The sequence below is a fragment of the Streptomyces iranensis genome, from assembly GCF_017874715.1.
Classification (GTDB): domain Bacteria; phylum Actinomycetota; class Actinomycetes; order Streptomycetales; family Streptomycetaceae; genus Streptomyces; species Streptomyces iranensis.
The window spans coordinates 149,690-162,443 of record NZ_JAGGLR010000018.1 but is presented as its reverse complement, the minus strand read 5'-3'; the positions used below and the strand labels follow the sequence as shown (position 1 = coordinate 162,443).

At 73.3% G+C, this 12,754-nt stretch carries 8 protein-coding genes; 7 read left to right on the top strand and 1 reads right to left on the bottom strand.

Annotated features, from left to right (window positions below; all coding sequences use genetic code 11):
• Positions 1-35 precede the first annotated feature (35 nt).
• Positions 36-572: an HNH endonuclease gene (locus J2Z30_RS30915; protein ID WP_044575174.1), complete on the top strand. Its 537-nt coding sequence runs from the start codon at positions 36-38 to the stop codon at positions 570-572.
• A gap of 108 nt (positions 573-680) precedes the next feature.
• On the opposite strand, the gene J2Z30_RS30910 is transcribed toward J2Z30_RS30915, so the two are convergent.
• Complete coding sequence (locus J2Z30_RS30910; RefSeq protein ID WP_044575176.1) at positions 681-3,668, bottom strand: glycoside hydrolase family 84 protein; 2,988 nt, start codon at positions 3,666-3,668, stop codon at positions 681-683.
• A gap of 444 nt (positions 3,669-4,112) precedes the next feature.
• On the opposite strand from J2Z30_RS30910, the gene J2Z30_RS30905 reads away from it, so the two are divergent.
• From J2Z30_RS30905 to J2Z30_RS30880, 6 genes are all read left to right on the top strand, one after another.
• On the top strand, positions 4,113-4,403 hold the full coding sequence (locus J2Z30_RS30905) for a hypothetical protein (RefSeq protein WP_044575178.1): 291 nt from the start codon (positions 4,113-4,115) through the stop codon (positions 4,401-4,403).
• Positions 4,403-6,697 (top strand): 4-alpha-glucanotransferase, encoded by a 2,295-nt coding sequence (malQ, locus tag J2Z30_RS30900; protein ID WP_044575181.1) that lies wholly within the window; start codon positions 4,403-4,405, stop codon positions 6,695-6,697. Before J2Z30_RS30905 ends, malQ begins: the two co-directional genes overlap by 1 nt.
• A 758-nt stretch (positions 6,698-7,455) precedes the next feature.
• Entirely contained in the window at positions 7,456-9,198 is a 1,743-nt protein-coding gene (locus tag J2Z30_RS30895; protein ID WP_209468909.1) for an alpha-L-fucosidase, read from the top strand.
• A gap of 93 nt (positions 9,199-9,291) precedes the next feature.
• Positions 9,292-9,534 carry a hypothetical protein gene (locus tag J2Z30_RS30890; RefSeq protein WP_014060726.1) on the top strand — a complete coding sequence of 81 codons (243 nt, stop codon included), beginning with the start codon at positions 9,292-9,294 and terminating at the stop codon, positions 9,532-9,534.
• Between the two features lie 337 nt (positions 9,535-9,871).
• Complete coding sequence (locus tag J2Z30_RS30885; RefSeq protein ID WP_044575186.1) at positions 9,872-10,846, top strand: acyl-ACP desaturase; 975 nt, start codon at positions 9,872-9,874, stop codon at positions 10,844-10,846.
• A 21-nt stretch (positions 10,847-10,867) separates the two neighbouring features.
• The gene (locus tag J2Z30_RS30880; RefSeq protein WP_044575188.1) at positions 10,868-12,715 is read left to right on the top strand and encodes a tetratricopeptide repeat protein; all 1,848 of its coding nucleotides are present in this window, start codon (positions 10,868-10,870) and stop codon (positions 12,713-12,715) included.
• Positions 12,716-12,754 lie beyond the last annotated feature (39 nt).

The following is a 12,754-nucleotide window of genomic DNA, read 5'->3' as shown; positions in this document are numbered from 1 at the left end:
CGAGCCACGCGCCGCCGGCGTACAAGGAGGCCCCCGTGCCGCATGTCCTGGTCCTCAACGCGTCGTACGAGCCTCTCGGCGTCGTACCGCTCCGCCGCGCGCTCATACTCGTCCTCAATGACAAAGCCGTCAGCCTCGAGGACTCAGGCGCCCTGATGCACAGCGCGACCCGCGTGATGCCCGCACCCAGCGTCGTACGGCTGAAGCGCTTTGTGCGGGTGCCCTTTCGCGGCCCCGTCCCGCTCACCCGCCGCGCCCTGTTCGCCCGCGACGGCGGCCGATGCGCCTACTGCGGTGGCGTCGCAACCAGCGTCGATCACGTCATCCCGCGCAGCCGTGGCGGGCAGCACACCTGGGAGAACGTGGTCGCCGCGTGCCGTCGCTGCAATCACGTCAAGGCAGACCGCCATGTCGGCGAGATCGGCTGGCGGCTGCGGCATCAACCCGCGCCGCCGTCGGGGCTCGCGTGGCGGATCATCGGCACGGGCCATAGGGACCCGCGCTGGCTGCCATACCTCCAGGCATACGGCGCGGAAGACGCCATGGCCCGGATCGACGGCAAATCTGCCTGAGAGACCGGGCCATTACTGTGTCTGCTCGCGGGAGCCCTGGGTCCTGTCCGGCGGATCTTCACGGACCCGTGAAGATCCGCCGGACAGGACCCAATTCGTCCGCACCCCCTAGTCCTTCCGCACCGCGTAGGCGGCGACCGACCAGAGGGAGTAGCCGAAGCGGGTGGCGCGCTCGACGCCCTGGACGCGGATGAACCGCGTGCCGGGGGCGTCCATGCCGATCGACTCCAGACCGCCCTTCCCATGGGCGACCGTCGCCGCGTCGCGCCAGGTGCGGCCGTCCTTGGAGACCTGGACGCGGTAGCGGGAGGCGTACGCGTCCTGCCAGTTCAGCTCGAGGCGGCCGATCCGGGCCGGGTGGGCCAGCTCCAGCTGGAGCCAGGCGCCGTCCTCGGCCCGGGAGGACCAGCGGGTGTCCGCCTTGCCGTCGATCGCCGCGGACGCCGGGAAATCGGCGGTCTCATCGCCGGACGAGGTCGCCTTTGCGCCCTCCGCGCGGGCCAGATCCGGGCCACCGGTGTGCGGATGCGCCCTTAACGTCAGCATGCGCTCCTCGGACCCGAAGCGGACCGGGAGGGAGTAGCTGCCCGGCTTGGTGCCCTTGGCCACCGATATCTCCAGCCGGGCGGTCGCCGTACCGCCGCGCGGGGCCGTGACCCCGTCGGGGGCACGGACGGTGATGCCGTGCGGCGCCTTCACCGTGAGGTCGCCGTTCACATCGCCGGGGCGGTGGGAGACCAGCTGGGCCTCGACCACGGCCGCGTCGCCGCCTATCTGTGCGTCCGCCGTCTTGTGGGACAGCGTGAGCCCGGCGTCCGGGGTGTCGCCGAACCAGGGCGTGATCTCGTGCACGGCCGGCGGGGTGGTGCCCTCCGGCCAGCTGAGCCGGATCGCGTCCGCCGACAGGTCCTTGTCCCCCTCCGCCGCCCTGACCTGGGTGAAGCCGCTGCCGGAGAGGGCGCCGATGCGGCGCCAGCCCGCACCGGGGACATGCGCCTCGACGGTGCCGGGCGCGGCGTCCCGGACTCGTGCGGTGAGCGCGGAGACGGAGGCGAGCGGACGGCTGCGGCCGAAGCGCACGGTGACCGGGCGACCGGGCGAGGACACCTCGGTGGCCGCCTTACCGTCGGCCGCCGCGCGGTCCTCCTTGCCGGTCCGCAGCCCCAGCTTCGGGGTCCGGTCCACGCCCGACCAGGCGTCCGCGCGGACCAGGGCCTTGGCGAGGAAGGGGTCGAGGACGCCCTTGCCGACCGTGACCCGGCTGTCCCCGATCCTCTCGCGCAGCGCCTCCACCGCGAGCTGGGCCTTCCAGGCCGCCGCCCCGTCGCCGCGCGCCTGGGCGGTGAGCATGTCCACGGCCCGCACCCCCGCGTCGCCGTACCGGCTCAGCTGGTCGAGCCAGGGCCGCACATCGTCGCCCAGCGTGCGGGAGAGCCGCTCGGGGGCGTCACGCATCGTCGTGAAGGCCTCGCGCAGCCGCTCGGCCGAGCGCTCCAGCCGCTCCACGTCCGTACCGCCCAGGGCCGTCCAGAACGCGTCGATGAGCGGGCGCAGATACGCGGACTCGTCGCCGCCGAGCACTGAGGAGGCGTCGTTCCCGGCGAGCGCGCGCAGGGCGGCGCGGGTCTTGGTGTCGTTCCCGGCGAGGTCGTCGATGGCCGCCTGCCAGGACTCCTGGGGGCGGTAGCCGCGCGGGTTCCAGGCGAAGTCGGCGGCGGTGAACAGCGGGATCCGGGAGGCGGTCGGCTGCTCCATGGCGTTGGCCAGCAGAGCCGCGGACTGGGTGGCCACCGCCGGGTCGCGTCCGGTGTACGGGCCGAGGAAGATCCGGTCCTGCGCCCAGTCGTTGACCGGGTAGTTGTCCATGGTGACCAGGCGGTGGCCGAAAGCCGACCGGGCACCGGCCAGCTCACCGCCGGTGATGGTCCTGGGCACCACCCCGACCCCGGTCCAGGCGACCTCCACACGCTGGTCGAGCGCCCCGGCCAGCGCGCGGCGGAACTCGGTGTCGCCGTCCTGGTAGTACTCGGTCGGCATCAGGGACAGCGGGGCCGAGCCGGGATAGCGGTCGGCCAGGTGGCGGGCGAGGGCGCCTGCCACCTTGGCCTGCGCGGTGGCGGCGGCCTCCGGGCCGGAGCCGAATTCATCGGCGTCGGCGCCGCAGTGCCACTCGCTGTAACTGACGTCCTGGAACTGCAGCTGGAAGGAGCGCACCCCGAGCGCCCACATGGCGTCGACCTTCCGCAGCAGCGCCTTGAGGTCCTTCGAGGAGGAGAAGCACATCTCCTGGCCGGGGGAGACCGCCCAGCCGAGGGTCACATGGTTGGCTCGGGCGCGCGTGGCCAGCTCGCGGAACTCCTCGCGCCGCTCGGCCGGGTAGGGGTCGCGCCAGCGGGCCTGCCGGTAGGTGTCGTCGCCGGGCGCGTAGAGATAGCGGTTCTGCTTGGTGCGGCCCATGAAGTCGAGCTGGGCCAGCCGGTCGCGATGCGACCACGGGGAGCCGTAGAAGCCCTCCGTCGTCCCCCTTACGGCCGTCGCGGGCCAGTCGCGGACGGTCACCCCGGCGAAGGCGGAGCCCCGGCTCTCCCGCTTCACCAGCAGCTGGCGCAGGGTCTGGACGGCGTGGAAGAGCCCGTCCGGGCCGACGCCGGACAGCGCGACCGTGGGGTGCCCGTCCACCGGGCCCGTGGCCAGGAGATAGCCGCCTGAGGGGAGGTCGCCGCGCTCGGGCGCGCGCAGGGCGCGCAGCGCGTTCGTCGCGCCCTTACCGCCGACGTGCACCACCAGCCCGCGCGCCGGGGCCTTGCCGCCGGGCGTGGCCTCGTTGACGGTGCGCACCCCCGCGTCGTGCAGCAGGCCGCGCAGCGCGTCCAGGGCGTACGGATCGGCGTCGCCGTCGGCTATGAGCGTGGCCTCGTCCCCCAGGGCCACCTCCGACCCCCGCGCCCGCAGCGACTGGGGGCGCGGCCATACGGGCGGTGTGCCCTCGCTGCTGTCGCGCTCCGGTGTGGCGGCGCCCGGGGCGCCGTGGTCCACCGGTGCCGCGGTGGCCGCCGGGGCACCGCCGAGCAGCCCCCCGATGACCGCGGCGGCCATGGCCGTCGCGCCCGCTGCCCTGGGCCTCTTCCCCCCGAACTGCACGGGCCTCTCCTCGATCCAGATAGCCGGTCCCCGTACTAAGGCGCCGATAGGCGTGAGCCCACCATCAGGCCGGTGAAGGTGTCAACGCGAACGACCGAAGTGTCGGCATTGCCGCGTGATTGCCGCGTGCGCCGGGCCTCGGGCGCCTGGCGCCGCGCCTCGGGCGCCTGGCGCCGGGCCTCGGGCGGCCCGCGCCGGGCGCGGCACGCCCGGCGCAAGTCTGACGGACGAAGGGCGGTCCTGTTCGTAAACTCTGTGCCTCCGATCCCTTCGCGCAGTGAAATCGCCGCCCAGAGGGGTTGTGACCTACAGCACGTCCGGGGGGCGTTTACGTCTGCGCCCGTTCGGAGTGGGTAGGGCTCGGGATGACCCACTGCCGACAACCCCACGGAGGTCCGTGTGGCCGCGTCAGCTCAACTTCTGTCTTCCGCCCTTTCCAAACCCGGCCCCGAGGCGTCCAGCGAACCAGATCCCTTCGACGGGGTCTCCGACCCCGACTGCGGACTGTGCGGCCTGGACGGCCTCGGGTCCGGAAGCGCCACCGAAGCGCCCCTCACCAGCGAGCCTCCGCTCGCCGACAACATCCCCCTGACCAGCGAGCCTCCGCTCGCCGCCGAACTTCCCCTGACGAGTGAGCCGACCGCCGTCCTCGCCGGCGCGGGCGCGGGCTGCGAGCCGATGGAGTACTGATGGGCAGAGCGCGGCTCGCCGAGCTGCACGGTGTCGCCACCTCCTACGACCCCGCCCCGGGCCGCACCGTCCAGGTGCCCGAGGACACCGTCGTCGCCGTGCTCGCCGCGCTCGGCGTGGACGCCTCCACCCCCCGATCCGTACGCGAAGCGCTGGACCGGTATGACGGCCGGCAGCGCGACCGGCTGCTGCCCCCCTGTGTGGTGGTGCGCCCCGGCAAGGCGCCCCGCCTGAGCCTGCCCGAGGGCACGGCGCTGCGGGTGTGCCCCGAGGACGGCGCACCGCACCCACGGGGGCGGGCGGCCGCGGGGGCCTTACGGGCCGATGGCCCCCTGAAGAAGGGCGGCGCCCACGAGAGCGGCGCCCTGGACGGTGCCCTTACGGATGGCGTTCTTACGGGCGGCCTTCTTACCGGCGGCGTTCTTGCGGGCGGCGTTCTTATGGATGGCGTCTTTGTGGATGGCGCCACCGCCGATGGCCTCCTTACCGCGCTCGCCGCACTGCCGCCCGGCGCCCACACCCTGCTCGCCGAGGCCCCCGACGGCCGCCGCGCCAGTGCCCCCCTCATCGTGGCCCCCGACCGGATGCCGCTGTCCCCGGTCCGCAGCCACGGCTTCCTGGTACAGCTCTATTCGCTGCTCTCCACCCGCTCCTGGGGCATGGGCGACCTCGGCGACCTGGCCGATCTGGCCGCCTGGTCGGGGCGGGCGCTCGGCGCCGGCTTCGTCCAGATCAACCCGCTGCACGCCGCCGTGCCCGGCACCCCGGCCGCGCCCACCGACCCCTCGCCGTACCGCCCCTCCTCGCGGCGCTTCCCCGACCCGGTCCATCTGCGGATCGAGGACGTGCCCGAATACGCCCATCTGCGCGGCCGCGCCCGTGAGCGGGCCGATCAGCTGCTGGAGGCCGCCGCCGCCCTCCGTGACTCCGTCCTGCGCGAGGGCGCCCTCATCGACCGGGACGCCGTCTGGGCCCTCAAGCGGGAGGCGCTGGAGCTGGTGCGGACGGTGCCGCTCAGCCCCGGCCGCCGCGCCGCCTACTGCGACTTCCTCGCCGAGCGCGGTCAGGCCCTGGAGGACCACGCCCTGTGGTGCGCGCTCGCCGAGACCCATGGCCCCGAATGGCGTGCCTGGCCCGACGGCCTGGCCGATCCGCGCTCGGCGGGCACCGTCCGGGCGCGGGCCGAGCATCTGGACCGCACCGACTTCCACTGCTGGCTGGCCTGGCTCACCGACACCCAGCTGGCCGCCGCACAGCGCGCCGCACGCGAGGCGGGCATGGGCATCGGCCTCGTGCACGATCTGGCGGTCGGGGTCCATCCCTCGGGCGCCGACGCCTGGGCGCTCCAGGACGTCTTCGCCTCCGGCATGTCGATCGGCGCGCCCCCGGACGCCTTCAACTCCCGGGGCCAGGACTGGGGCCTGCCGCCGTGGCGCCCGGACGCCCTCGCGGCCACCGGCTACGCCCCCTACCGCGATCTGCTGAGCGGCCTCTTACGGCACGCGGGCGCGCTCCGTATCGACCATGTGATGGGCCTCTTCCGGCTGTGGTGGGTGCCGGAGGGGCGGGAGCCGACCGAGGGCTGTTACGTCCGCTACGACGCGGAGGCGATGCTCGGAGCGCTCGCCCTGGAGGCGCACCGGGCCGGGGCGGTCGTCATAGGGGAGGACCTGGGGACGGTCGAACCCGGTGTGCGGGAGGAACTGGAGCGGCGGGGGGTGCTGGGCACCTCGGTGATGTGGTTCGAGCGGAACTACAACGGGACGGGCGCGGCGCGGCCGCTGGCGCCGGAGGAGTGGCGGGCGGACTGCCTGGCCACCGTGACGACCCACGATCTGCCGAGCACGGCCGCCCGGCTCACCGGCGACCATGTCGAGCTGCGCCACCGGCTGGGCCTGCTGAGCCGCCCCCTGGCCGAGGAGCGCGCGGCGGACGCGGTCGAGGTCGCCGAGTGGCTGGGGGTGCTGGGGCGGCTCGGGCTGCTGCCGGAGGGGCCGGGCGACGAGGAGGCGGCGGTCAAGGCGGTCCACCGCTTTCTGCTGCGTACCCCGGCGAAGATGGTGGGTGTCTGGCTGCCGGACGCGGTGGGGGATCGCAGACCGCAGAATCTGCCGGGCACCTGGGATCAGTACCCCAACTGGCGGCTGCCGATCGCCGACGCGGAGGGGCGCCCGATGTCCCTGGAGGAGCTGGTCGCCTCGCCCCGGCTGCGTGCGCTGATGGACGAGGTGGCCCTGCTGGCGCCTCGTGGCCCCACGCCGCATAGCCACTCCGGGGCGCCCGGCGGGTCGTGACGCCTGCGGCGGGCTGTTCCCCTCCCCGCCCCTTCCCACAACTGGGGCTCCGCCCCAGACCCCAGAGCGGGGCTCCGCCCCCAGGCCCCGGAGCGGGGCTTTGCCCCCAGACCCCAGAGCGGGGCTCCGCCCCCAGACCCCGGAGTGGGGCTTTGCCCCCAGGCCTGGGAGTGGGGCTCTGCCCCAAGGCCCCGGAGTGGGGCTTTGCCCCCAGGCCTGGGAGTGGGGCTTCGCCCCAGGCCCCGGGAGCGGGACTTCGTCCCAAGGCCCCGGAGCGGGGCTCCGTCCCCAGGCCTGGGAGTGAGGCTCTGCCCCAAGGCCCCGGGGGGCGGGGCTTTGCCCCCAGGCCTGGGAGTGGGGCTTCGCCCCAGGCCCCGGGAGCGGGACTTCGTCCCAAGACCCCGGAGCGGCGCTCCGCCCCCAGGCCCCGGGGCGGGGCTCTGCCCCAAGACCCCGGAGTGGGGTTCTGCCCCCAGACCCGGGAGCGGGGCTCTGCCCCCAGGCCCGGGAGCGGGGCTTCGCCCCAGACCCCGGAGCGGGGCTTCGCCCCCAGGCCCCGGAGCGGGGGCTTCGCCCCAGGCCTCGGGGTTCAGGGGCGGGGCCCCTGGCGTGCGGTGGACGCCTTGTAGTGGTTGCTCCGTCCCATAGGTGGGACCTCTGTCGTGTGCAGTCTCCCCAGAACGCCTCTCCTCTGTCAGGCTGTCATGGACACCGCCATAGAGATCCGATCAATGCCGATCGGAGACCTGGAGGGGACCATGGCCCGACCTCTGGCCGGAACGCCCGGCACCCACAGAACCCGCGGACGGCGGCGCGCGCTGCTCGCGCTCCGCGTCCTCGCCCTGGCCGCCCTCGCGGCCGCCGCCGTCCCTCCCGCCCCCGCGGAGGCCGCCGCGCAGGCCCCCGCACGGGTCGGATGCGAGGGGCCCGTCACCCCCGCACCACAGCAGATCGTCGAGGACTGCGACACCCCCGCCCGCATCGTCGACAAGGCCGCCCACACCATCCCCACCCCCGGGCAGCGGGCCTGGCAGCAGCGCGAGATCACCGCCTTCACTCACTTCGGCATGAACACCATGACCGGCCGCCAGTGGGGTTCCGGAGCCGAGGACGAGAAGCTCTTCGACCCGCCCGAGATCGCCATGGACCAGTGGATGCGGGCGTACAAGGCCGCCGGTGCCCGGCAGGTCATGCTCACCGCCAAGCACCACGACGGCTTCGCGCTCTACCCGAGCCGCTACACCGACCACGACGTCGAGGCCAGCCCCTGGTGGACGAAGGGCCCCGGTGGCCGGAATCCCGACGGCGACGTCCTGGGCGCGTACGTCAAGGCCGCCCGTAAGGCGGGACTCAAGGTCGGCGTCTACCTCTCGCCCGCGGACGGCGCCGAGCTGCCGCACGCCTGGCACGCCCGGTGGGTCGAGAAGATCCGCGAGAAGCAGCAGAACGGCGAGGAGCTGTCGCTGCCCGAGCGGATGGCCCTGGAGGACGGCGACCGCGCACCCGCCGGCCAGGGCCGCTACGGCAACGGCAGCAAGCCCACCGAGCGCACCATCCCCACCCTCGTCCCCGGCGACGACCGGGCGGACAAGGTCGCCTCCGGTGCGCTGCCCACCTTCCGCTTCGCCGCCGACGACTACGACGCGTACTACCTCAACCAGATCTACGAGATCCTGACGCAGTACGGCCCCATCGACGAGTTCTGGCTGGACGGTGCCAACCCCTGGGGTGGTGCGGGCGTCACCCAGCACTACAACGTCAGGAACTGGTTCGAGCTGATCCACGCGCTCTCGCCGGATTCGGTGGTCTTCCAGGGCGCCCAGGGCGTGCGCTGGGTGGGCAACGAGGACGGTATCGCCCGGGAGACCGAGTGGTCGGTGACCCCGTCCACGGTCGACCCATGGACCGTCATCGGCGGCGGGCTGCCCAATGACTCCACCGACGCCGACATCGGCTCGCGCGCGAAGCTGACCGCGCCGGGCGTGCGCTATCTGCAGTGGTATCCGGCCGAGGCGGATGTCTCGATCCGCCCCGGCTGGTTCCACGACCCCGCGGAGCGGCCCAAGACCCCGGACCAGCTGATGTCGCTGTACGAGCGCAGCGTGGGCCGAAACGCCTCGCTGCTGCTCAATGTCCCGCCCACGAAGAACGGCCGGATCGACGACGCCGATATGGCCTCCCTTACGGCCTTCGGCAAGGCCGTAAGGACGACATACGGCACCGGCTCCCGGCCGGCCACCGGTCATCCGGTGACCTTCGACCGGGTGCGGCTCGGCGAGGACATCCGCCAGGGGCAGCGGGTGGAGGAGTTCACCGTGCAGGCCCGGGTGGCGGGGGCCTGGCGGGACATCGCCTCCGGAACGACCATCGGGGCCCGGCGCATCCTCCCGCTGGCCGCGCCCGTCACCGCCGACGGGCTGCGGATACGCGTCCTCGCCTCCCGCGCCGCGCCACGGCTGCTGCCGCCCACGGTCCACCTCAGCGAGGCGGGCCGCCGCTGAGCCGGCGATCCGGGACCGTGTCATGGTCATCTCAGCGCCGTGTAAGGCCACCCCGGGCACGCGGCGCCGGGGGGCGTCGGATAACTTGAGTCCGTGAGCAACAAGGTCAAAAAGAACGCCGTGCGCGCCGGTGCAGTCATCGCCGCGACGACGGCGATGCTGCTGATGTCGTCCCCCGCGTTCGCGCTCACCCGCGACGACGGTGACGACCCGGGTCCGGGCCTGAGTGTCGCCGAGACACTGGGCCTCTATGTCGCTGCTCCGATCATCCTGTTCCTGGTGATCGCGGGTCTGGTCATGGCGGGAGACAGGAAGTCCCGTAAGCAGACCGACTGACGCGATCGATCGACGAAGCCCGCACGCCGCTGCGGAGCGCCCCGGCCATTTGGCCGGGGCGCTTTTGTTGTGTACGGGGCGAGTCGCTTTCCGGCCACGTCCCCGCCATGTCCCAGCCACGTCCCCGCCATGTCCCGGCCGTGCCCCGTCGTCGCCCCGGCCGCGCCCGGTCACTCCCCGTCCCGTCGGCCCGGATCGCCAAGTGGGAGCGCGTCACGCCGAGTTCATCGCGTGCCATCCACCGGCCCTGACCTGTTTATTTTCGCTTTAACCTACGGTGTCGTAACCTACGGGGCCGTAGGTATAGCCCGTCGCCCCCGTCCCCTGGAGCCCCACCGTGACACTCGCCCCCTCCCATCGCCACGGTCAGGCCGTCTGGAGCGACACCCAGCTCCTGTACGCACTCGAAGAGGTCGTCGAGACCGAGCTCAACCGGCATCTGAACGTCGCCAAGGAGTGGATGCCGCACGAATACGTCCCCTGGAGCGACGGCCGGAACTTCGACGGGGTCATGGGCGGTGAGGCATGGGCGCCCGACCAGTCCAAGGTCAGCGAGGTCGGCCGGATAGCGCTTGTGGTCAACCTCCTCACCGAGGACAACCTCCCCAGCTACCACCACGAGATCGCGACCCTCTTCGGCCGGGACGGCGCCTGGGGTACCTGGGTGCACCGCTGGACGGCGGAGGAGGGGCGCCACGGCATCGTGATGCGCGACTACCTGCTGACCAGCCGCGCCGTCGACCCGGTGCAGCTGGAGCGGTTCCGCATGGAGCACATGTGCGAGGGCTTCGAATCGGACAACCAGCACAGCATGCTGCACACCGTGGCGTATGTCGCCTTCCAGGAGCTGGCCACCCGCATCTCGCACCGCAACACCGGCCATCACTCCGGCGACCCGGTCTGCGACCGGATGCTGGCGCGTATCGCCACCGATGAGAACCTGCACATGATCTTCTACCGGAACCTGCTCGGGAAGTCGTTCGAGCTGGCCCCCGACCAGACCATGTGCGCCGTCCGCGATGTGGTGGTCGACTTCCGCATGCCGGGACACGGGATGCCCGGCTTCGAGCGCGCCGCCGCCCAGATCGCCATCGGCGGCATCTACAACCTGCGCATCCACCACGACGACGTCCTCCAGCCCGTGCTGCGCTTCCTGAAGGTCCTGGAGATCGGCGGGCTCGGCCCGGAGGGGCTCAAGGCGCAGGAGGAACTGGGGCTCTACATGGGCGGATTGGACGATCAGGCCACCAAGTTCGACGAGCGGCGCCAGGCGCTGCTGGCCCGTCGCAGGGCCCGTGCCGAACGGGCGTGATCACTCTGGCACCATCGGGTGATGGTCGAACATTCATCGCAAGATGCGGCGGTGGATCCGGAAGCCGAAGCGGCCCGGCTGAGGGCCGCGGCGGCGGCCGGGAAGCCGGGCGCGTACCGGGCCTACGCCGAACTCCTCACCGGCCGGGGCCGCTTGGACGAGGCCCTGCCATGGTGGGCCAGGGCCGCCGACGCCGGGGACACGGACGCCTCGCGCACGCTCGCGATCTGTCATAAGGACCGCGGCGAGTTCGCCGAGGCCGAGCGGTGGTACCGCACGGCCGCCGATCGCGACGGCGGCTGTGCGTTCGGTCTGGCCCGGCTGCTGCAGGAGGCCGGTGACACGGCCGGCGCCGAGCGGTGGTACGAGCACGGGGCCGCGCTCGGCAGCGTCGAGTGCAAGACCAACGGCGCCGTGCTGCTGGCCGCCCGCGGCGCATGGGACACCGCCCTGGAGCGGCTGGCCGAGGCGTCCGCCGAGGGCGACGACGTCGCCGCCCACAGCCGCCGGGCCATCCAGAGCATGCTGAGGGACCTGGACGGCTGGCGCGCGGCCCTCGCCCGCGCGGAGGCCGAGGGCGACCCCGAGGAGGCGTACGAGGCGCTGCGCGAGCTGCTCGACCCGGAGCGCAAGGCGATGTTCGAGCGCTACCCCCGGATGGTCGCGGAGGCCGAGGCGCTGTACGCCCGTGCGGCCGCGGTCGGAGGTGCCAAGGCGCTGGTGGACCAGGCCCTCTTCATCGCCCGCGACGACAGCCGCTGGGCCGAGGCCCGCGCCCTTGTCGAACGCGCCCATGAGCGGGGCTACGACGGCGCGGCGTACGTCCTCGGCGTCTGGGCCGAGGAGAACGGCGAGCTGCGCACGGCCGAGGAGTGGTACCGCACGGCCGACGCGGCGGACGGCGGCCACATGTGGGCCTGCTTCAACCTCGGGGTGCTGTGCGTGCGGCAGCGGCGGCTGGAGGAGGCGGAGCGGTGGCTGCGGGCCACGGGGGTCGACGTGGTCGACGGTGTCGACGGGGTCCACGGTGTCGACGGGGTCCACGGTGTCGACGGGGTCGGCGGGGTCGGCGGGGTCGATGAGGAGGATGGCCCGAGCCTGTTCGACGAGGGCGAGGAGCGGATCGTCGCGGCGCTTCGGGACATCGCCGCGATCCGGGCCGACCCCGAGCGGATGCCGCCCCCCGAGTGGGAGGAGCGGCTGTCCGGGCTGCGGGCCCGCGCCGAGGAGGGCGGCCCGGACGCCTGGTTCGCGTACGCCGACGCGCTGGACCGGCTGTACCGGCTGCCCGAGGCCGACGAGTGGTACCGCAAGGCGGGCACCCCGCGCGCCCTGCTCGCCCTCGGGCGGATGCTGTACGAAGGGGGCGGCGCCAAGGGGCTGCGAATGGTGCCGTACTACGAGCCCGCGGCGGCGGAGGGCGACGCCGGTGCGGCGTATGACATAGGCCGGATCCACGACGAGGCCGGGGACCGGCGTACTGCCCAGATCTGGTTCCGCCGGGCGGCCGACCTGGGGCATGGGCGCGCCGCGTGGTGGCTGGGCTGGACGTCGGAGGAGCGCGGCGGGGATCCGCAGCACGCCGAGCGGTGGTATGTGCGTGCCGCGCGCAGCGGGCTTGTACCGCCCGCGTTTCTGGCGGGGCGGAGCATGGTGCGGCGGGGGGCGTGTGCGGAGGCGGAGCCGTTGTTGAGGGTGGCGTGTGAGGGGAAGCATGAGGAGGCGCCGTACTGGCTGGCGGAAGCGTTGCGGGGGCTGGGGCGGACGGAGGAAGCGGAACGCTGGCTCCGCGTCGCCGCCTCGGCATACCCGGACCTCCTCCGCCAATACGGCGAAATGGCCCGCCCAGCCTTACGAGACCCTGGGTAACCCGTTTGTGGGCATGCGTTCCGCGGGGCGGAACGGGTG

Bases quoted from the DNA above. Each gene is read 5' to 3' on its own strand.
- malQ (WP_044575181.1), top strand. From the start codon at position 4,403: ATGGGCAGAGCGCGGCTCGCCGAGCTGCACGGTGTCGCCACCTCCTAC.
- J2Z30_RS30895 (WP_209468909.1), top strand. From the start codon at position 7,456: ATGGCCCGACCTCTGGCCGGAACGCCCGGCACCCACAGAACCCGCGGA.
- J2Z30_RS30910 (WP_044575176.1), bottom strand. From the start codon at position 3,668: ATGGCCGCCGCGGTCATCGGGGGGCTGCTCGGCGGTGCCCCGGCGGCC.
- J2Z30_RS30880 (WP_044575188.1), top strand. From the start codon at position 10,868: ATGGTCGAACATTCATCGCAAGATGCGGCGGTGGATCCGGAAGCCGAA.